This is a genomic window from Brachyspira sp., assembly GCF_029258575.1.
Taxonomy (GTDB): Bacteria; Spirochaetota; Brachyspiria; order Brachyspirales; family Brachyspiraceae; genus Brachyspira.
This window is the reverse complement of record NZ_JARHYI010000001.1, coordinates 1-22,844: the sequence shown is the minus strand read 5'-3', so window position 1 is coordinate 22,844 and position 22,844 is coordinate 1. Positions and strand designations below refer to the sequence as shown.

18 protein-coding genes are annotated in these 22,844 nt (G+C 27.7%); 11 read left to right on the top strand and 7 right to left on the bottom strand.

Translation table 11 applies throughout. The features are described 5' to 3' along the window. The 4 genes from Q1J76_RS00090 to Q1J76_RS00075 form a co-directional block, all read left to right on the top strand. Positions 1–1,273 (top strand): peptide ABC transporter substrate-binding protein (locus Q1J76_RS00090; RefSeq protein ID WP_300365009.1); only part of this gene is annotated, 1,273 nt, incomplete at its 5' end. 697 nt (positions 1,274–1,970) lie between these two features. Continuing rightward, positions 1,971–3,095 carry an aminopeptidase gene (locus Q1J76_RS00085; RefSeq protein ID WP_300365006.1) on the top strand — a complete coding sequence of 375 codons (1,125 nt, stop codon included), beginning with the start codon at positions 1,971–1,973 and terminating at the stop codon, positions 3,093–3,095. A 77-nt stretch (positions 3,096–3,172) separates the two neighbouring features. Continuing rightward, positions 3,173–3,667: a GNAT family N-acetyltransferase gene (locus Q1J76_RS00080; RefSeq protein ID WP_300365003.1), complete on the top strand. Its 495-nt coding sequence runs from the start codon at positions 3,173–3,175 to the stop codon at positions 3,665–3,667. A gap of 14 nt (positions 3,668–3,681) precedes the next feature. Then, the gene (locus tag Q1J76_RS00075) at positions 3,682–4,176 is read left to right on the top strand and encodes a GNAT family N-acetyltransferase (protein ID WP_300365000.1); all 495 of its coding nucleotides are present in this window, start codon (positions 3,682–3,684) and stop codon (positions 4,174–4,176) included. 74 nt (positions 4,177–4,250) lie between these two features. Here Q1J76_RS00075 and Q1J76_RS00070 read toward each other — a convergent pair whose 3' ends face one another. Together Q1J76_RS00070 and Q1J76_RS00065 are read right to left on the bottom strand one after the other, a co-directional pair. Beyond that, positions 4,251–7,403, bottom strand: a complete 3,153-nt coding sequence (locus Q1J76_RS00070; RefSeq protein ID WP_300364997.1) for a glycoside hydrolase family 2 TIM barrel-domain containing protein — start codon at positions 7,401–7,403, stop codon at positions 4,251–4,253. Positions 7,404–7,420: 17 nt separating this feature from the next. Next, complete coding sequence (locus Q1J76_RS00065; RefSeq protein WP_300364994.1) at positions 7,421–8,872, bottom strand: amino acid permease; 1,452 nt, start codon at positions 8,870–8,872, stop codon at positions 7,421–7,423. Between the two features lie 332 nt (positions 8,873–9,204). Here Q1J76_RS00065 and pyrH point away from each other — a divergent pair, with 332 nt between their 5' ends. Beyond that, complete coding sequence (gene pyrH, locus Q1J76_RS00060; RefSeq protein WP_300364991.1) at positions 9,205–9,909, top strand: UMP kinase; 705 nt, start codon at positions 9,205–9,207, stop codon at positions 9,907–9,909. A gap of 20 nt (positions 9,910–9,929) precedes the next feature. Further along, positions 9,930–10,949: a flotillin-like protein FloA gene (gene floA, locus Q1J76_RS00055; protein ID WP_300364988.1), complete on the top strand. Its 1,020-nt coding sequence runs from the start codon at positions 9,930–9,932 to the stop codon at positions 10,947–10,949. Positions 10,950–11,028: 79 nt separating this feature from the next. Here the strand turns inward: floA and Q1J76_RS00050 are convergent, their stop codons facing one another. The 5 genes from Q1J76_RS00050 to Q1J76_RS00030 all read right to left on the bottom strand — a co-directional run bounded on the left by Q1J76_RS00050 (position 11,029) and on the right by Q1J76_RS00030 (position 18,368). Continuing rightward, a complete protein-coding gene (locus Q1J76_RS00050) occupies positions 11,029–11,775 on the bottom strand; it encodes a hypothetical protein (RefSeq protein WP_300364986.1) in 747 nt (248 codons plus the stop codon). Between the two features lies 1 nt (position 11,776). Then, on the bottom strand, positions 11,777–13,135 hold the full coding sequence (locus Q1J76_RS00045) for a UDP-N-acetylmuramoyl-tripeptide--D-alanyl-D-alanine ligase (protein WP_300364983.1): 1,359 nt from the start codon (positions 13,133–13,135) through the stop codon (positions 11,777–11,779). A 117-nt stretch (positions 13,136–13,252) separates the two neighbouring features. After that, positions 13,253–15,139, bottom strand: a complete 1,887-nt coding sequence (locus Q1J76_RS00040; RefSeq protein ID WP_300364980.1) for a conjugal transfer protein TraB — start codon at positions 15,137–15,139, stop codon at positions 13,253–13,255. A gap of 11 nt (positions 15,140–15,150) precedes the next feature. Next, complete coding sequence (locus Q1J76_RS00035; protein ID WP_300364977.1) at positions 15,151–17,553, bottom strand: penicillin-binding protein 1A; 2,403 nt, start codon at positions 17,551–17,553, stop codon at positions 15,151–15,153. Between the two features lie 257 nt (positions 17,554–17,810). Further along, positions 17,811–18,368 (bottom strand): META domain-containing protein, encoded by a 558-nt coding sequence (locus tag Q1J76_RS00030; protein ID WP_300364974.1) that lies wholly within the window; start codon positions 18,366–18,368, stop codon positions 17,811–17,813. Between the two features lie 513 nt (positions 18,369–18,881). Here Q1J76_RS00030 and Q1J76_RS00025 point away from each other — a divergent pair. The 5 genes from Q1J76_RS00025 (at position 18,882) to flhB (ending at position 22,743) form a co-directional block, all read left to right on the top strand. Then, positions 18,882–19,382 carry a GNAT family N-acetyltransferase gene (locus Q1J76_RS00025; protein ID WP_367182047.1) on the top strand — a complete coding sequence of 167 codons (501 nt, stop codon included), beginning with the start codon at positions 18,882–18,884 and terminating at the stop codon, positions 19,380–19,382. A 205-nt stretch (positions 19,383–19,587) separates the two neighbouring features. After that, positions 19,588–20,376 (top strand): flagellar type III secretion system pore protein FliP, encoded by a 789-nt coding sequence (gene fliP / locus Q1J76_RS00020; RefSeq protein ID WP_300364968.1) that lies wholly within the window; start codon positions 19,588–19,590, stop codon positions 20,374–20,376. 54 nt (positions 20,377–20,430) lie between these two features. Continuing rightward, positions 20,431–20,700, top strand: coding sequence for a flagellar biosynthesis protein FliQ (gene fliQ, locus Q1J76_RS00015; protein ID WP_300364965.1), 270 nt, complete (start codon positions 20,431–20,433; stop codon positions 20,698–20,700). Between the two features lie 40 nt (positions 20,701–20,740). Then, the gene (fliR, locus tag Q1J76_RS00010; protein WP_367182046.1) at positions 20,741–21,544 is read left to right on the top strand and encodes a flagellar biosynthetic protein FliR; all 804 of its coding nucleotides are present in this window, start codon (positions 20,741–20,743) and stop codon (positions 21,542–21,544) included. Beyond that, entirely contained in the window at positions 21,541–22,743 is a 1,203-nt protein-coding gene (flhB, locus tag Q1J76_RS00005) for a flagellar biosynthesis protein FlhB (RefSeq protein WP_300364959.1), read from the top strand. The genes fliR and flhB overlap by 4 nt, the downstream gene beginning before the upstream one ends. The last annotated feature ends 101 nt before the right edge of the window (positions 22,744–22,844 follow it).

Below are 22,844 nucleotides of genomic sequence, written 5' to 3'. Positions count from 1 at the left end.
GAGGCGTATAGTTGATCCTAAAAATTCAGCATCATATTCAATATTTCTAGATATTATAAAAAATGCTGATGATATTATGGCTGGAAATAAAAATGTAAATTCTTTAGGAGTAAAAGCATTAGATGATAAAACTTTATATGTTGAATTAGAACATTCAGTACCCTATTTTCCCGAATTAGTATCTCATAGTGCATATACTCCATTAAGGGAGGATATAGTTAGTAAAGATGAAAATGGCTGGACTTTGAAGGTTGATACTATGGTTGGAAATGGAGCTTTTCAAATAGTACGCTGGGATCATAATTTTAGATTGGTAATTCGTAAGAATACTGATTATTGGAATTATAAAGAAACAAAACCCGATATAATCAATTTTGAGTTTATAGATAATGATAATACCGCAATGACAGCGATTTTAAATGATGATATATATTTTTATTATAATGTTCCTATAAATGATAGAGAAAAACTTTTACAAGATGGCATAGCAAAAACGGTTCCTAATATATCGCTTTATTTTTATGAAGTTAACAATAGAAATAAACCTTTCAATGATGCCAGAGTAAGAAAAGCAATTTCTCTTGCAATAGATAGAGAATATATAGTAAGTAATATAATGAGTGGCGTAGAAATACCAGCAGCAGCAATTGTACCTTATAATATAAAAGATGATGGAAGCGATACAGATTTCAGATCAAAAAGAGATGAATATTTTTCTGTAAAGAGTGAAGATTATCAGAAGAATGTTCAAGAGGCTAGGGCTTTACTTTCTGAGGCAGGCCATCCTAATGGAGAAGGTTTTCCCATATTTGAATTTATAACTAATCCTGGTTTTCATATTAGTATTGCTGAGAGTGTACAGTCTATGCTTAAAGAGGCATTAAATATTAATATGGTAATTAAGCAGGAAGAATGGTATTCTCTTTTACAAACTAGAAGAGAGGGTAATTTTGATATGGCTAGGCAAAGCTGGTTTGGAGGATATAATAGTCCTATTGCATTTTTATCGTTATTAAAAACAGGATATGCATTGAATGAAAGCAGATACAGTAATGTAGAATTTGATAGAGCTTTATCAAATGCGTCTTTTGCTAATAATGATTTGGATAGAAGTATGTATTTACATAAAGCAGAAGATATTGCTATGAATGATATGGCTATTATTCCAATATTTTATTATTCTTCTACTGTAATGCAAAATAAAAATCTTACCAATGTTATTTATGATGTGTTTGGAATACATAATTTTAGTAAGGCAGAAATTATAAAATAAAATTAATTATTTTATATTCCTTTACCCTCTACAGTACTCAATTTATTCATAGGTATATCTTCATGTTTGGCTGCTTCATCTTTAGAAAGTATTTTCCATTCTATAGTAAGTAGCATCTACAACTCCTTTTTTATCGAAGTATGCTTTTACAATAATATGTTTTTATCATATTATAAAGTTATTTTTATATAATAAGAACTTCGCTTATCTGTATAATATATTCTTCCAGTCTAGCATTCTCAGTTTTTAAATTCAATATCGTATATAAATATTAATGCTTTTAAATCTTTATCTCTTAATGCTTTATTAGGATTATACCCATCTAATGTACATTTTACATTATCATGCAAAGCTATAGCGTATGCATATTTTATTATTAACTACTATTATTTTATTTATTTTTATTCTTCCTTTTGGTTTAAAATCCTTCAACATCTTTTGCATTATTTACTGAGTATAAAAAAGAGTTAAATATTATTGTAAATATTATTAGTGATATAATTTTTTTTCATTTTATTAATCCAAATTTTGATTTTCTAAATTATGCATCTAAATAATATTTTTTTCTATATAGTTTTAGAATTTATATATTGATTATTATTTATTATTATGTAAAATGGAAAGAATAAATTATAAACATTTTTGATTATAAATAATTATTACATAATTAGAATTTTATATTAGAAGGAAAGATATTATGAAGGATTCAAGAATAGAAAAGTTGGCAAAGACTATAGTTAATTATTCATGCAAATTAAAGAAAGGTGATAAAATATTGATAAAATCTTATGGGGAAGGAGAGGAGAGAAATTTAGTTAATGCTATTATTAATGAAGCTTATAAAATAGGTGCTAGTCCTTTCGTATGGAATCATGATCCGCATATAATGAGAGAATTGTTAAAGCAATGCAATGAAGAGCAGATGAAGATTTGGGCTAAATCTGATTTAATGCTTATGAAAAATATGGATGCTTATGTAGGTATATGGGGAGGGCTTAATAGTGCTGAAAACTCATCTGTAAAAATGGAAAATAATAAGATATATGAAAAATTTTATCTTAATCCTGTACATATGAAAGAGCGGGTAAAAAATACTAAATGGGTAGTTATGAATTATCCTACAGCATCTATGGCTCAGCAGGCTTCTATGAGCACTGATGAATTTGAAGATTTTTATTTTAAAGTTTGTAATTTAGATTATTCAAAGATGTCTAAGGCTATGGATAATCTTGTAAAACTTATGGATAAGACCGATAAGGTAAGAATAGTAGGAAAATGTACAGATTTAACTTTTTCAATTAAAGATATACCAGCAATAAAATGTGCGGGTGAAATGAATATACCAGATGGAGAAGTATTTACTGCTCCCGTAAAAAATTCTATTAACGGAGTTTTAACTTATAATACTCCATCTTTATACAGTGACGGATTTACTTATGAAAATATTAGATTCGAGTTTAAAAATGGAAAAATAGTAAATGCTTCTTGCAATGATACAAAAAGAATTAATAAAGTATTGGATACAGATGCTGGGGCAAGATATATAGGAGAATTTGCTATAGGAGTTAATCCTCATATTACTGAGCCTATGAAAGATATTTTATTCGATGAAAAAATTATGGGAAGTTTTCATTTTACTCCTGGTGCATGCTATGATGAGGCACCTAATGGGAATAATTCTCAAATACATTGGGATTTAGTATGTATACAGACTAAAAAATATGGTGGTGGTGAAATTTATTTTGATGATAAATTAATCAGAAAAGACGGATTATTTGTAGTGGATAGTCTTAAATGTTTAAATCCTAATAATTTAAAATAATATTAATTTTTTAATATATTATTTAAGTTAAAATTGATAAAATATTTATATAATAAAATTGAATATGAGGTTTGTAAATGAGCGATAAAAAATTTGGTATAAGATTTGCGGATGTTAATGATGTATCTATAATATTGAAATTTATAAAAGAACTTGCTGTTTATGAGAAATTAGAGCATGAAGTTACTGCTACAGAAGAGATACTTAAAGAATGGATATTTGAAAAGAAAAAATGTGAGGTTTTAATAGCATTAGAAGATGATATTGAAATAGGTTATGCATTATTTTTTCATAATTTTTCTACTTTTTTGGGAAAAGCTGGTATATATTTAGAAGATTTATATATTACACCTAATTGTAGAGGATTAGGATACGGCAAGAAGCTTTTAAAAGAGGTTGCTAAAATTGCAGTAGATAGAGGATGCGGAAGACTTGATTGGCAGTGTTTGGATTGGAATAAATCTAGTATTGATTTTTATTTATCTATTAATGCCTTACAAATGTCTAGTTGGACTTCTTATAGACTTAGTTATAATGTATTAAGAAAATTTGTTTATGAAAATGATGTTTGAGGAGTAGTTTATATATGAGAGAGAAAAAATTTAGTATTAGGTTTGCTAAAATTAAAGATATACCTATTATAATGAAATTTATCAAAGAACTTGCAGTGTATGAGAATTTGGAGCATGAACTTAATCTTACAGAGGATAGTTTAAAAGAAAATATTTTTGATAAGAAAAAAGCTGAGGTGATAATTGCTTTTGAAGAGAATGAGCCTGTGGGGCATGCTGTATTTTTTGAAACTTTCTCTACATTTGTAGGAAGGCATGGACTTTATTTAGATGATTTATATGTTAATTCTAAATACAGGGGAATGGGATATGGAAAAAGACTGTTTGAGGAAGTTGCAAAAATAGCATATGAACGCAACTGTGGTAGACTTGAATGGCAATGTTTGGATTGGAATAAATCTAGTATTGATTTTTATTTATCACTTAATGCTTCAGCTATGCCAGAAAGTACCACATATAGATTAAATCATAGTAATCTAAAAAAAATTTTTGATATATCTATTTTATAATGGGGAATAAGTAAAAATAAAAAAATAGACAGCCAATAAATTTTTATTAGCTGCCTATTTATTATAGTTAATTATTATTTAAATTTTCTTTTCGCTTCTATATAATCAGAAGTTTCTTTTGCAGAATATGCACTCAATCTTACTTTAAATTCAAAATCTTCAAATTTACATCTATAAGGTTCTAATTGATCTTGTCCGCATGAATGAGTACCAAGTCCATTTTGTTTATACTCTAATCTAAATGATATGAAGTCGCTTTTTTTGATTTCATGTCTATGTTTAGCTTGTTCCAAATCACTAATTGTATAGAAATGAGCACTAAAATCCATACTTTTTTCAGCTACAGCCATAAGACCTATTTGACGCATACTCTGTAATCTTACCCATTTAACATCTGTTCTATTTCCATTTTCCTGAGGTTTAACATAGTTAGTATGAGTTGATTCTACATCTGAATCATATACTCCAAATAAATTAGCTTGTTTTGAATCAGAATAAGATTCACCCGGACCTCTTCCATACCATCTTAATAAATCATATTCTTTAGCTATTTCAAAATCTAATCCTATTCTAGGAAGCATTTTAGGTATTACAGATAACCCCCTCATAGCTTCACTAGCAGAACCTTCTGATGCCAATAGTGATGTGTGAGGTTCTTTCATACCAGATGCCTTTCCAGATACAGTTAATAATACATTACCATCATCTAAAATTTCATAAATATATTTTGACTCATAATACCAAGCTGCATTAGGAGCAGAGTTAATCGTATCTACTTCTATGATTATAGAATTATTTGTTTCTTTTAATGCTACATTTTCAGTAGATTCTCTCATTAGATGTACAAAGTATTGTTTTTTCCATTCTTCTAATATATACATATCATTATCTATAGGAGCTCTCCAGAATCCTAAAGCAGGACCTTTTTTCATAATAAGTTCTCCATCATAACTCCAAGTTATTATATTTCCCAATACTTTATCAAATCTAATTATTGATTTACCGCTATATATCTCATATTCAAAATCTTTTTCTATAACTTTTGGCTTATAAGTTAGATTAATAACAGGGCTTTCTTTTTTGATAGGTAATAAGAATTGTGCTGTTGCTATTTTATGTTCAGTATTAGCCCATGCATTTTCTTTTCTTAATTTGAATACTATATTAAGATAATAATCAACGCCTGCTTTAACATTGAATTTTTCAACATTGATACTTATTTCTTTAGAAGTATATGGTTTAATACCTTTAATTTCTTCATAAATAGTATCACTGCATACAATTTCATTTTCAGAGTTAGATATACTCCAGTTCAATTCTAAATGATCTAAAGTAATGAAGTCATATCTGTTAGTTACTCTTATTTTATAGCTACTACTATCTATCATTTCAACTAAAACAGGTTCAAATATTTTCTTTAGTTCTATTAAACCAGGAGAAGGTATTCTGTCAGGCATTAATAAACCATCTATACAGAAGTTTCCATTAGTAGGATCATCGCCGAAGTCTCCTCCGTAAGCATAATAAGGAGTTCCGTTTTCATCATACTGTAATATACCATGATCATACCATTCCCATATAAATCCTCCTTGTAAGAAAGGATATTCATAGAATAATTCTTGATATTCCAATAATCCTCCAGGACCATTACCCATAGCATGACAATATTCACATAATAGATGAGGTTTTGTAGTGGTTGCAATGATATCTTTCATCAAACGTCCAGGAGAGTATCTTTCTTTTATCCAAGTATACATAGTACTATTAACATCAGCAACTTCAACTTTCATATCTCCTTCATAATGAACTAATCTTGTAGGATCTGCTTCTTTACAATATTTAGCCATAGAAACAAAATTGCATCCAAATGCAGATTCATTACCTAATGACCACATAATTATAGAAGGGTGATTTTTATCTCTTTTTAAAGTTCTTATTATTCTGTCTAAATAAGCTTCTTCCCAATCTTTATCATCTGTTATCCATGCGTAGTGTGTTGATAATTCAAAACCATGACATTCCAAATCAGCTTCATCCATTACATAGAATCCTAATTTATCAGCTAGTTTATATAAATAAGGAGAATTAGGATAATGTGAAGTTCTTATAGCATTAATATTATGTTTTTTCATTAATAACATATCTTTTAATATGTCTTCTTCAGAAACTACTCTTCCATATACAGGATGATAGTCATGTCTGTTTACACCTTTTATTAAAATAGGAGTACCATTAACTCTAAATTGTTTATTTTCTGTATCAACATCTATATCTCTAAATCCTACACAATGTGTAATAGTTTCTATTGTATTATTATTTTCAAGAACATTAATGATTAATGTATATAAGTTTGGCTCTTCTGCATTCCATAATAATATATTTGAAACTTCTTTAGAAAATTGAATGTTTTTACTTTCAAAATTTGTTTCTTCTTCAAATACTATATTATTATTTTTATCTAATAATTTGATTAAAGCTTTTCTATTTTTACAATCTTCATAAGCATCTAATTTTACTGCCAAATCAGATTTTTTGTAATTATCTTTCATCAAAGTATTGATAGTAAAATCAAATATACCATTTTTAGGTTCTGCTAAAAGCTCAACATCTCTGAATATACCGCTTAGCCACCACATATCCTGATCTTCTAAATATGTTCCGTCAGTCCATTGATATACTTTTACAGCTATTAAGTTTTCACCTTCTTTTACCAATTTTGATATATCAAATTCTGCAGTTAATCTTGCTCCTTTAGAAAATCCAGCAAATTCTCCATTAACCCAAAAATGGAATCCTGAATCAACTCCATGGAATCTTATAATCATTCTATTTTTAATATCATCAGCACTAACATTGAAATATTTTCTATATAAACCAGTAGGATTAAATGAAGGTACATAAGGAGGTCTTATAGAAAAATTATACCATAAATCAGAATAGTGCATCTTTCCATATCCGTCTAATTGCCAGTTATGAGGAACAGACACTTTATTCCAAGTATCATCTAATGAATAATCATTTTTTTCAAAGTTCTTTGGGGTATAATCAGGTGATTCTAAAAATTTAAAATCCCAAGAACCATTTAATAATGAATATCCATATGCATTAAAATTATCGCCATATAAAGCAGCATCTTCATTTTTATATGCTACAAATGATGTTCTTGCATCTAATCTATTTTTATGCATTAGATGTATGTTTTCAAAATCTTTGTATTTTCTTTTCATTTTTATATACTCCAAAATTAATTTTTTGCATTATTTTTTTGACCTCTATACCATAAGAAGAAAGCAAAACCTAAGAATATAACTACACCGCCTATTTGATATAATACAGCAAATACTGGGTGAGGAGTTCCTTTAGGTAATGTTCCGCCTTTAATTAAGATGAATATAGATTCTATCGGTACTATAGATATTATAAATGTTATAGAAAATAAAATTAATAATAATATTCCGCAGAATATACCTATATTTGGATTTTTAGATAATTTGAAATCTCTTTTAGTATCATTATAATTTTTTCTAAAGTTTATATATGCCACTAAGAAAAATAATACAGGTAATAGAGATGTAGAAGCTGTCATATTAATTAAGAATTTTAATAATCCATCAACTTCTCCAATTCCTAAACCTGGTATTATTAATATAACACTAACAACTATAGCTTGTAAATACAAGGCATTTACAGGTGTTCCATCATCAGTAAGTTTTGTGATTTTTTCAGGTAATATTCCTTTAGGTGTTTCAGAGAAAAATACTTTTACTGGAGCAGATGCCCATAAAACAAGACTTCCTGCAGAAGCTAAAAATAATATAAGCCCTACGACATTTGTAATACCTTTTGTTATTCCTATATTAGCACCTAATAAATTAAAAGCATCATACATAACATTACTATAATTATTTTCTAGTATATTATTTGGTATAATAAGTCCTACAGCTATACATCCTAGTGAATAAACTATACCAACAAATAATGCTGAAAATATCATAGTTTTTATAAATGATTTATCACCGCCTTTTAAATCTTTTATATAAACCCCTATACTTTCAGCTCCCCCAACAGCTTGTAATATCCAAGCAAATGTTGCTATATAGTTAAAATCAAATTTAGGTGTTATAGTTTCAACAGAAAAAGTTTGAGCTGGTTCTTTACCGAATAAAAATACTAAAGCAAATGCTATTACTATAAATACTATTCCCATAATTAATCTAGCACTTCCAGATATATTTGTAACCATTGATATACCTTTAGCACCTCTTGTAGTGATGAAAGTAGCTATCCATAATAAAATAATTGATATTATAGACACCAATAAAGAACCTTCTTCAGGAAATATATTTTTTCCTAAAAATGTATATGATAAAGATATAATCATTCCAGGAAGTATAGAAGAAAAGAAAAATAAATTAACGAAAAAGTAAGTCCAAGAAGCTACAAAAGCCCATTTATCTCCCAATGAACTTTTTATCCAACTTGTATAACCAGACTCACTATCAGGATTAGCAGAAGCAAATTCCCCTATCATTAAAGAAAATGGTATGAAGTAAATTATTGTAGCAAACATAAATGATGGTATGCTTGCAAGCCCTATACTTACACTATTATTGATAACCTGATTAAAACTGAATATAGCAGTAAAGGTCATCATTAATAGTGCAAATGATCCTATTGTCTTTCTGTCATTTGACATAAATAAACTCCTATAAATAAAAAATTGAATATTATTAATTATATTCATCAAAAAAGATTAATCAAGAATTACTATACTTTTTTTACAAAAAATAATAAAAAATTATTTTTGATTTATAGTAATTTTTATTTTAGAATGATATAATAATTTATACTATTATATCATTCTAAAATTTTGATTGTTAATTATATTATTTTTATTATAATTAAAAATATAATAATTAATCATTCAGTAATTTTATTTTAAGAATTTACTTTAATCTTGATAATATATAAAAAAAATAGTATAATAAAAAAATATTTATCATAAAAAATTTGAGAGGTTAATCATTAATGGAAAAAAGAGTATTGCTCAAGATATCAGGTGAAGCATTGCTTGGTCAAAAGGAATATGGTATAGATAATAATGTTGTTGATAGAATAGCATTAGAGATGAAAGCGGCTGGAAATGACACTCAAATAGCAGTTGTTGTTGGAGGCGGTAATATTTTTAGAGGTATGCAGTTATCTGATAAAACAGGAATGGTGAGAGCTACAGCTGACTCTATGGGTATGCTTGCCACTATTATGAATGCTATAGCTTTGAAAGATAGATTTATGGCTGCAGGTACTCCTACTCAAATACTTTCTGCTTTTAATATTGAAGGTATGATAGAGGGTTTTGAGAGAGATAAAGCAATCCGTATATTAGAAAGAGGAAATATTTTAATAATAGCTGGAGGTACTTCAAATCCTTATTTTACAACTGATAGTACTGCTATACTAAGAGCCTTAGAAATAGGAGCTTCTATAGTATTAAAGGGAACTAATGTTGATGGAGTTTATGATAAGGATCCTAAAAATAATCAAAATGCTAAAATGTATGATAGAGTAACTTTTAAAGAAGCTATTAATCAGAATTTACGTGTTATGGATATGACTGCTTTTGCTATGGCTAATGATAATAATATGCCTATAAGAGTATTTAACATGAATAAGGTAGGCAATATAACAAAAGCAATTTCTGGTGAAACTATAGGAACTTATGTACATAATTAATAATATATAGGAGGTTTATAATGCCATTTGATTATGGATATATTCCAGTAATTCCGATGTTTATTGGAATAGTTATAATATTAATCTTTATAATTCTTTTTCTTCGTTTTTTCCCAATAGGTCTTTGGGTGACAGCTTTATTTTCAGGTGTAAGAATCAATATGATAACATTGATTACTATGCGTTTAAGGAGAGTTAATCCTTCGCTTATAGTATTAAATCAAATAAAGCTATGGAAAGCTGGCTTAAAAATAGGAAGTAATGAACTTGAAGCACATTATTTAGCAGGAGGTAATCCTACTGCGGTTGCCGATGCTTTGATTGCTGCGGATAAGGCTTCATTAGATTTATCATTTGAGAGAGCTGCTGCTATTGATTTAGCTGGAAGGGATTTAGTTGATGCTATAAAAACTTCTGTTTCTCCTAGAGTTATTGCTACACCTTTAATTGCTGCTGTTGCTAAAGATGGTATACAGGTTAAAGCTACTGCTAGAGTTACGGTAAGAACTAATATTAACAGACTTGTAGGAGGAGCTGGAGAAGCAACTATTATTGCAAGAGTAGGAGAGGGTATAGTTACTACAATAGGAAGTTCTGCTTCTCATAAAGAAGTTTTGGAAAATCCTGATAGAATATCTCAGGTTGTACTTGCTAAAGGTCTTGATTCTGGAACTGCTTTTGAGATTCTTTCTATTGATATTGCTGATGTTGATGTTGGAAGTAATATTGGTGCTTTCTTACAAATTGATCAGGCTGAGGCAGATAAGAAAATTGCTCAGGCTAAAGCTGAAGAGAGAAGAGTTATGGCTATAGCTCGTGAACAGGAAATGCGTGCTATGGTAGAAGAGATGAAGGCTAAAGTTGTTGAAGCTGAATCTCAATTACCTCTTGCTATTGCTGAGGCACTTAAAAAAGGAAATATTGGAGTATTGGATTATTATAATATGAAAAATGTTATGGCTGATACTGAAATGCGTTATAGTATTTCTGGTATGGATTCTACAAACAAAAATAATAATTCATCATCTCAAAAACAATAAACAATTTTTTATTAATAAGTGATTTCAAAGACTGTATATTTTTATATGCAGTCTTTTTATTTGTCATTATTATGATTTTTTACTGCTGATTTTGTTGATTTATATCTTTTAAATTCTTTTCAATCATTATAAATTTATTATCAAAGAATTTAAACATTCCTATATAATCATCATCTGTTTGCATTGTGTTGTAATCATCTAGTACTAAAATATTTTCTATAATATTTTTTGATAGAATAGTTAATAAAGTTGTTATGCTTTTTGCATCTCTTAATGTTTTATACGCCATAATTTCATATTTTCCGAAATTTTTTAATCCTTCAGTATAAGCATGATTACCATTATCATCAGAAAATAAATCTACTCTTATCCATAAGTTTGTAGGGAAATATTTATTATCTTCTATATATTTATCCATTTCAAATAAATATGTTTCACTAGAAATAAGTAAATTAATTTCGCCTACTAGTATAGCACATACATTATTTTTTTTTATAATTGAATAGCAAACTTTATTAAAGATAATTGCCATATCTTTAAAACTTGTATTTTTTGAATTAGCATTAATAGATAAAAAAGATTTATGATTTAGTATTTTCTCTTTTGTTTTTTCATCTATATCATTATAATTTATTAATATTTCAGCCTCTTTATCAGGCACATTAAATTGAGCTAATTTTAATAGAAAATCTACATCATTAATATGAAATTTATCATTTTTAATTTCTATATTTATATCCCAATCACTTTTTAACTGATCTGAAAAATCATTTAAATTGTTATTTTCAAGCATTATAAATGCTATTATCGAATCATTCTGCTTCATATTATTTATCCAATCCCATTATTTCATTTATTATAATCTCAAATCCCATACCCAATGAAGCTTTTATTAACATTGCAGTATCATCTTCCAAAAAATCTTTTACTTTTTCTATGGCACTTTCAGCATCTATAAAATAATATTTCTCGCAATTAACAGCATCATAAATATCCTTAGAATGCTTTCCCACAGATATAACAATATTTATATTTTTTAATTCATTTATTATATTTCCTATATCCTTATGATAAGATGAATTTTCAGTTTCTGTTTCAAGCATATCTCCTATAACAGCAATTTTTTTTGATTCTTTTCTTTGAGATAAAAAATTGAGCATGTTTTTTAATGCAGCAGGATTTGAATTATAGCAATCATTTATTATATTGCATCCTTTAATATTTATTATCTGCATTCTATTTTTTTGAGATACATAATCAATTAATATATCAGCACATTTTTGTAAATCAACATTATAAATTTCAGCAGTTTTTAATGCAGAAAGTACATTATGCAAATTAAAATCGCCTATTAGGTTATGTTTAAAAATTATGCCTTTATATTCAAATGTATTATCATCTTTTTTTATTATTTCTTTTATATCCGCTTCTATTATATTTTTTATATTATTTTTTTCCGCCTCTTTTTTTAATATATCAATACAATTAGTATTTTTATTTATTACAGCATAGGCATTTTCTTTTATATTATTAAAAAGTTCTGATTTAGCATAAGCTATATTTTCTATACTTCCTAAATATGAAATATGCACGGGTTCTACATTATTTATTATTACCGTATTTGCTTCTATAGCTTCTGATATTCTTAAAAGCTCATTTCTATGATTCATGCCAGCTTCAACTACTGCTATTTCATAACTTTCATCTAAATTAAATATTGTTTTAGGTACTCCTATTTCATTATTGAAATTACCTTCTGTTTTTAATGCTTTATATTTTGTAGATAAAAATAGATGAGTTAATTCTTTAGTGGTAGTTTTACCGCAACTTCCAGTTATAGATACTATAGGTATATTAAATATTCTTCTATATTCTCTAGCTAATTTTATAAAGAAAAATATTGTGTCATCAGTATAAAAAACTAATGCATCATCTGGGAGTTTTATTGTATTATCGCTTAAAATAAAATATCTGCATCCTTTATTATAAGTTTCTAATGCAAATTTATTTCCGTCAAATTTTTCTCCTTTTATTGCCAAAAATAATTTATTCTCATCAAAACTATCTCTGCTGTCAGTTGATATTTCTAAATTATTATTTTCATAATTTTCTGTTATTACCTTATTGCAATCAGCATTCAATTCTTTACTTACTTTTATTATATCTTTTAACGAAATCTTACCCATAATGATATTCCAATTAGTTTATACTCTCAACATGATTAAACCATATAAATATATATTTGTAAAGCGATATTCCATTGTTTCATTTCCATATTTTTATTAATGGGGATTTTTGATTATTTATATGATATAATCATCAGCAATTTTTCTAAGCCTTTTATTTCCAAGTACATGAAAATGTCTTAATTTTCTTAGAGTTTCGCTTGAAAATGTAGTAAGAGGTACATACACTATTTCAACCGAATTCTTTTTTGCAAAATCTTTTAATATAGATGACGGAGGAGTAGGGGCAACATAACCTAAATATTTATCAACAGAATATATTATGGCAGTATATAGTAATAAATCAGCGTAGTTTCTTACAATACCTTCTTTTTTCAAACTATAATACATTCTCCAAACATCATGCGGACCTTGAGGTGGCATAAGGGAAGCATAACCTCCAAAATAGCATTTTGATATACCAGGACCGACAAGAGTATTTCCTGGTTCTGTAGAATATAATATCAAATCACTATCATCATGGGCTTCACTATACCAAACTATATTCCAATCATAGTCCTCATCATGCTCATCATCAAATATTACAACCATATGACCAATATTGCCTTTTAGCTTTGGAATCTCTTTGACATATATTTCATTTTTATAATAGTTTCTTATAGTTTCACGCATATCAATACCGTCTTTTATACTAACTGTAAATGGTTCGATTCTAGCCTTATCTTCTGTAATCATATTTCTTATCTTATCTCTAAGTATATTCATATGCTTTTCCATAAGTATATCTTCAGGTACATGTGAAAGCAGATTAGTTCTTTTATTCCAAACATCTTCCCATTCGCCTTCATATTTTTCACTCGGACGAGTTGTAACATTAACTTTCTTGAAAGATGTTCTCCATACATTATCATATTTATGAAGTTTTATTCTTTTATCTTTTAGCATTCCTTCCATACCATTAGTGCTTGGATCACGATTCAATTTTATAGTAGGATAATTTTCATCTTCTTCTATATAATGGGGATAATATTCCATACCTTCCATTACTTCCAAAGCATAATCATTATTTATCATACATTTGGCTGCTGTAAGCATGTCTATATAATCAGGTACAATATAATTATCTAAAAGACATAAATTCCTTAAATACTTCATCATGTTTTTTTGCTGAAGTAATGATATAGGAAGCTTATATCTTAATTTAGCCTCTTTAAATATTGTTTCTATTATATTGATTTTATCAAAGTTATCTAATTCCCCATTTCTATATAATTCATACATATAAGTTGTAAATGGAAACTCTCCAAGAACTTTATTTAAAGATTCTTTATGCACATTATATATTTTAGGTTCTGAGTATATATATTCTTCTCCATCTTCAGAAAATTTTTTATTCATGATCTCTTCTTTTTCTTTATCATTATCAAGTTTTTTCAAAATAGAAACTATATTATCCCAATGGGACATTCCTATAACGAGAAGAATTTTATTATATTTTTTTGAGAGTTCATGAAGATTTTTAGCCATGAATATTTCTCTCTCTTCATCTGTATTATCTTTATGAAATGTATATTTAGATTTTACTTCGGTATAAAATTTCTCAAGTCCTATATTTTTCATAACATAATCATCAGGCATAAGATAATGAGAATTCGAATTTATAGTAGTTATATCTTTATCTATAGGAAAGAAAGGAATCTCTTCATCAATGGCAATGCGAACAGCTTCTATAATAGAGTCAGAAGGATCTATAGGTATATAAACAGCCTCATCTTCAATTTCTCTTATTATTAAACTAACAAATGGAAGTCTGCTTACTGCCTCTCTTAAAGAATCGGTAAAATTAGCAGGATGCTCAATAGCAATTATATCAGGTTTGAATTGTTCAAATGCCTCTTTTACAGCCAAAGAGAAATATACTCTTGAATGTATAGATGGTATAGCAAATATATTTTTATATCTTAAAATTTTAGAGTTTATATTCTCTATTATCTTTTTATCCATTTTTATTTCCTTTAATAGTTAAGGAATGAATCTATTATACTGTCAAGTTCATTTGAATCTTCCAAATAATGCGAACAAACATTACATATTTCAGTAGGTATTTTATTAGTTATAAATAAGTCCGTTTGAAAAGAGTAGCATGAAGGTCCTGGAAGCTTTCCGCTTATAGCACATACTCTCATACTTATCATATTTGCAGGTCTTGTATACCAAGTAGGTTTAACTTCTTTTAAAGCCTCTACCATATATTTACCCCATATAGGAGCAGCAACTCTTCCTCCTACCTGATTATTACCTAAAGAATACTTGAATGAGTCGAATCCAATCCATATTCCAGTTGCAAGTTCAGGAGTATATCCTACAAACCATGCATCTTTCCAATCATTAGAAGTACCAGTTTTACCAGCACCTTTTCTAGTGAATTTAGCTTCATACATAGCACTTGTAGCAGTACCGCCTCTTAATACTCCCATTAATATATCGCTTATAATGTATGCTACCTCTTTACTAACAACCTGTTTAGGACCGCCTCTTAATGTTATTTTCTTTTTTAATTCATCTTCAAAATTATCTATTACTATTCCGTATCTATCAGTAACATATTTTATAAGTATAGGATTAACTTCCTTACCTTCATTTGCAAATTCTGCAAAACCAGTTGTAAGTTCTAATGGTGTAAATAATCCAGTACCTAAACTTAAAGTTAAATCATGATTAAACATTCTTTTTGATTTTTCAGAATCAGGTTCTGCTTTAAATATAGGCTCTACATATCTAATAGTATTTGTAATTCCAACATAATTAAGTACATTAACAGTAGCTATATTTAATGATGTAGCCAATGCATATCTTAAACTTACATCTCCTTTGAAATTTCCAGAATAATTTTTTGGTATCCAAACTTTACCATCTTCTCCTTCCTCTGGAATAAAACCTATAGGAGCATCACTTACTATTGTAGAAGGACTGTAATTTGTAACATCCATTGATGCTGCATATACAAAAGGCTTGAAAGCACTTCCAGCTTGTCTTCTAGCCTGAGTAGCTCTATTGAATTGATTTCTAGCAGTAAATCCTGAACCTCCTACCATAGAAACTATATATCCATTTCTAGGATCTATTGATACCAAAGCACCTTCAATTTGTCTTGAAAGTTCTGCTTCATCTGCTTTCATTACTTCTGTTGTTATATCATTAACTTCTTCCATTCCGAATATATCAGATATAAGTGCTAAAGGCATTGTAGTATATTTATTTAAAGTATCTCTTACAGCGATATTGAATTTACTATATGCTGTATTTTCAGGTAAATTAAATAATATGGACATCATTTCTACTTTATCTATAGTTTCTCTATTGTATAAATTAGTAATATCCATAGAACCACCTTCATATTTATTATTATATTCTGTAAGTGCTTCTGTTAATAATTTTTGAGCTGCTTCCTGCTTTTCTATATCTATAGTAGTATATATTTTAAGTCCGTCTTCTTTTAAAGCTTTTTCTCCATATCTTTCTACCAACTTTCTTCTAACATACTCTGTAACATAAGGAGCTCTGTCTATAGATGCACTGTAGGCAGTTGAGCCTCTTCTTCCTATTTTTCCTGTATAAGATTCCCAGAATTCTTTATGTGCTTTTTCAGCTTCTTCTCTTGTTATGAATTTTAAATCAGCCATTCTTCCTAAAACGATTTTATGTCTTGCTGTTGATATATTAGGATTGTTTATAGGAGAATATGCATTCGGAGCAGGAGGAAGTGTGGCAAGCATAGCACATTCTGCTAAATCTAAATTTTGAACATCTTTATTGAAATAGAATCTACTTGCTGCCTGAACCCCATATACAGAATGCCCGAAATATATTTGATTGAAATATAAAGTAACAATTTCTTCTTTGGTAAGTCTTTTTTCTATTTGGAATGTAACCCAAATTTCTTTTAATTTTCTCATTATAGTTCTTTCAGTTGATTTAAGTACTATGTTTCTTGCTACCTGTTGAGTTAAAGTACTTGCACCTCTTGCTCTTCTTCCAGTTAATATATTTCCTATTGTTCCTCTAAATATACCAAAAATATCTATTCCAAAATGCTTCATAAAATTGTTATCTTCCATAGATATTATTGCTTCTATCAATTGAGGAGGCAAATCTTTATATTCTACTAAAGCTCTTTGTTCTGTGAAAAATTCTGAAATTACTTCGCCTTTAATATCATATATTTTTGTAGGTATTGTAGGTTTGTATAATTCTACAGACTGAACATCGGGCTGTGTTATTATATCAGCAATTAAAATTGAAAATACAATAGTTACTATTGAAAATATTACTATCATAAATCTTATATAGAATTTTTTGAATTGCTCTATATTTATATTGTTATATTTATCATATATTTTTTTTAGTTTTTCTTTCAATTTAGTTATCCTAATATATATTTTTGATATTATACAAACAATTATTTAATTAATCAACATGTTTTTTATCATTCTTAATTATGTTATTTATCATTATATTGTTATTTAAAATAAATATAAGATAAAAAAAACACTCTATGAAATATTAATTCATAGAGTGAAAGTAATGGGTTTGTATATATATCTTAAGAGTACAACAAATGACGTTTGTAGCTATACTATATATAACATAAATAAATAGAATCTGTAAAATATATTTAATTTGCTGCGTTAAAAAGCAATATATCATTATCAGATGTTTTTATATATAAAGTATTATTATCATATGATATATAATCTGCTTTATTTAAAAGTTTTAAATATTCATTTTCAGCCTTCATATCTTCTTCTAGTCCTGCCATCATTGTTGATATGCCTTGTTTACTCATAATTATTTTATTATCTTTAATTTCAACAGGTATATTGTAATTATTAACATCAGATTTTCCTGTAAAAGAATTTTTATCTATACGCAAAGTAATTTCTGTACCTTCAAACATATTTGATAATTTGAACTCTTTTCCTTCAAACTCCATAGGCTCGAAATAGTTTTCTATGAATCTTAATATTGTAGAGTCATTAGCTATTATAATTAATTCTTTTCCCTTTAAGTACATATATTCAGCATTTTTTATATATTTTGAAAAATCAGCTTCAGCATTCATATTTTCTTTAGTACTTACTTTTTTAGTCATGGCTAAATCATTAAATTTAACTTTATTTCCATCTATATTAGTATAAAATGTTCTATAACTGTTTACACCTGAAAAAACCATTTACCTGATTATTAGTACCATAAAAAGACATTGTTATTTTGGTATTTGTATATTCATATAAATTCTTAAGCTTGAAAGTTTTTTCTAATAATTTATTTTCAGATAGAGTTTTTTTAATTATTCATTTCCTTTTATTAATTTATAAAGTTATATCATTTAATTTAAAATAAAACAATGGGCTTATGATGTTAGGAGAATCATAAGCCCATCAATAATAGTGTTAGGAGTCTGATAATAATGAATAATTGCTTTCTTTATATAAAAACTTATCTTAATTACAAATAGTAAAAAATTTTCTTTCTAAATTAGTTATTAATTATATAATATAAGCAAATATAATTAATATAGTAAAATTAATGATAATAATTATTAAAAAAAAATATATTCTATAATTACTTTAATTGCTTTTTTAGAAAAATGGTAAAAACACTAAAAAATTAATTGAAAAAAAATAAAAATAAGTTATCATATTACAGTTTACATAATAAAATCCGATAATAAATACTGCAGGTGATTATGTCCATAAGGGAAGCACATATAGAAGATGCTGAAAAAGTTATAAATTACATTTTAAAAGTATCTGATGAAACAAATTTTATGATGTCTGATTCTAAAGAGAGAGAATTAGATGTAAAAAAAGAGGAGGAATTTTTACAAAACATACAAAAAGGCATTACTACTAGGATGTTTTTATATGAAAAAGATGAAAAAATAGTAGGTATTTGTAGTTTAAGATGTATTGATAAAAAGAGAATAAAGCATAGAACTAATTTAGCAATAAGCGTATTGAAAGAATATTGGGGAAATGGAATAGGAAGAAAATTAATTGATTATGCTATAGATTATAGTAAGAAAAAATCTATAAAAAAAATAGAATTAAGAGTTAGAACTGATAATGAAAGGGCTTTGAAATTGTACAAATCTCTTGGTTTTTTTATAGAAGGTGAAATAAAAAGCTTTTTTTGTATTGATGATGTTTATTATAATTGCTATATGATGGGACTATTTATTTAAACGATACTATATAAAAAATTTTTATATACTGTATTGATACTGTAAAAGTGATATGTTGATAGAATTTTATTATAATGCTGAACAAATTAATTAACATAATACTTGACTATTTTAAGATAATATGTTAACTTAATGAAAGTCGTAAATATTATCGTTTATAGAAGAAAAAATATTAGAAAAAATTTATAAAATTGGAGTTCTCAAGATGCGAAAGTTTCTTATGGTATTTTTTATATTATGTTTACTTATACCAGCAGCAGCTTACGCTCAAAATAACACGCAGATACCAATACCTACAATAGGATTAAATGTAGCTCAAGCTCAAACTCCTCAGCAAGTTAGTTTGGGGCTTCAAATATTATTCTTATTAACAATATTGTCATTATCTCCATCTATAATAATAATGACAACTAGTTTTATAAGAGTTTCAATAGTATTAAGTTTTGTTCAAAGGGCATTGTCATTACAAGAAACCCCTCCAAGAGCATTGATAATGGGGCTTTCTTTGTTTTTGACATTTTTTATAATGATGCCAACATTAACTCAGGTAAATAATGAGGCACTTCAGCCTTATTTAAATGGCTCTATAGGTGTTAATGATTTATACAGCAGAGGAATACAGCCCATAAGAATGTTTATGTTCAATTCTTTACGCGGTGAAAATGGTATGAAGAGTTTGGATTTATTTTTGAGTATAAGCGACACTAATATAAGATTAAGAGAAATTCAGACAGTTGAGGATTTGAATAGAATACCAACTATAGTGGTTGTTCCCGCGTTCATTATCAATGAGCTTACTATAGCATTCAAGATGGGTATATATTTATTTATACCTTTTATAGTTATAGATTTGGTGGTTGCTTCTATACTTATGGCGATGGGTATGATAATGCTTCCTCCGATTATGATATCATTACCGCTTAAAATAATTTTATTTGTTGCGGTAGATGGATGGAAACTTTTGATACTTCAAATAGTACAGAGTTTCAGATAAAAATTGAAATATTATTTGGCAATTTATATAGTTAATAATTTTTAAGGAAATATTATGAGCGATACTTCGATTATTGTTTTGGTTCAGGAAACTTTGTGGGTGTTTATGGTACTTTCTGCTCCTGTTTTGGGTGTATCAATTATTGTTGGTTTGATAATATCAATACTTCAGGCAACTACAAGTATTCAGGAACAAACTTTAACATTTGTGCCTAAAATGATAGCTATGTTAGCTGTTATATATATATTAGCTTCTTGGATGTTGAATTATACAAGTGCTTTTACTGTTAGATTATTTAGTATACTTCCAACTATAGCTAGATAATGGAATTTTTATTGGGATAAAATAGTTTAGGGAATTAATGATGGATAATTTTGTTAATTTTTTTCAAATTTACCTGCTCATTATGGTAAGATTTGTAGCCATACTTATGGTAGCTCCATTGTTTTCTTCTAATGTTATTCCAAATAGTATAAAAATGGCTCTTGCCTTTATAGCTACAGCAACAATATTTCCTCTGGTGGCTAATATTAATGTTCAGGCGGCTCCTACATTTGTGGAATATTTTTTAACATTATTAAATGAAGTTTTGATTGGACTTTTAATAGGTTTTTTAATGTCTATTATATTTACCGCTTATCAGGTTATGGCAAACTTTTTTGAAATACAAATGGGTTTTGGTATATCTGAAACTGTTGATCCTATATCTCAGGTTACAGTACCTGTATTAGGTCAGTTACAATCTTTAATAGTTGTATTGATATTTATAGCTATAGACGGACCTAGTTTAATTATCAGAACTTTATTTTATAGCTTTAAGGCTATGCCTGTATTAAGCGATGCTTCAAAAGCAGTATTTATGTCATCATTCAATGGTATTATAGATAGAATGGTATATTATATGAGTTCACTATTTTCTGTGGCTCTTTCTTTAGCTTTACCTATAATGCTTACATTATTCTTATTGTCTTTAAGTTTAGGTTTATTGGCTAAAGCAGCTCCGCAGATGAATATCTTAATGCTAGGTTTTCCTATGCAGATTGCAGTTGGAATTGTAGCTTATTATATTTTAATACCTGTATTCATTTCGAATTTTATGAAAATACTTGAGGCTACTGTTGCTGATGTTAATGATATAATAACATTCTTATCGGGAGGAACTTTATGATTAAAAAAATAGTTTCTTCTATATTAGAAATTCTTATTATATTTAAAGCAAAACTTTACAGAAAATATCTTCGTATCACTGGTAAAGGATATGTATTAACATTATTTGCATCTCCTGAAGATGAGGGCAGAACAGAACTTCCTACAGAAAGAAAGAAGAGAAAGGCAAGAGAGGAAGAGGGACGTGTTATTAACTCTGCAGAAATAAATCAAACTCTTGTTCTAGCAGTTACAATAGCTGTAATAGCATTGCTTACAACATATTTTATCCATACAGTATCTCAATTTTTTATTGCTATATTAAATAAAATTTCTAATGCAGATGAAACTATAAATAATTTAGCTTTGCCTAGTATGTTTTTAGAGATTATTGTTTTGGTGGTAAAGACTGCAGGAATTATTATGGCTGTTGCTTTGATTGTAGGTGTGGGTGTTAATTTGGCTCAGACTAAATTCCTATTCACAACAAAGAAATTAAAACCTAATTTTAAAAGAATAGCTCCTAGCTGGTCTAACTTTAAAGAGAGGGTATTCATATCATCTCAGAACTTGATGAATTTGGTAAAAATTCTTTTTAAGATGATAGTGATAGCTTTACTTACATTTACAACTATATATGGTAAGAGAAGTGAATTATTCAATATGGTTAATATGGAATTACTTCAGGCTATGCATTTATTTTTCTTTATAGTTTTAGAGATGCTTGCTAAAGTAATTATATTTATGATAATAGTTTCTGCTTTTGATTATTTCTTTCAAAGAAAGCAGTATATTAATAGCTTAAAAATGACAAAGCATGAGATGAAAGAAGAGTTTAAGGAGATGGAAGGAGATCCTTTAGTAAAGAGTCAATTGCAGGATATGGCTAGAAAGATAGTAAGCAGAACAATGCTCAAGTCTGTACCTGAGGCTGATGTAGTTATCACAAATCCAACTCACTTTGCAATTGCTTTGAAATATGAGAATGGGGATTATGCTCCTATAGTAACAGTTAAGGGAGCAGATCATATAGCTTTAAAAATAAAAGAAATAGCTAAAGAACATGATATTCAAATAGTAGAGAATAAACCTTTAGCCCGTGAATTATATTATAATGTTGAAATAGGACAGTATATACCAGAGAAGCTTTTTCATGTGGTTTCAAGGATACTTGGTGAAGTATATAGAATACGTAATGAAAAAATGGCAAGGGCTATATAGGAGGAATAAAAAGTGGCAACAATGAATGGTGCTAAATCAATTTTGGATTCTATAAAATTACCTGCTAATATAAGTAGGCATAGTGATATAATGTTTGCTGT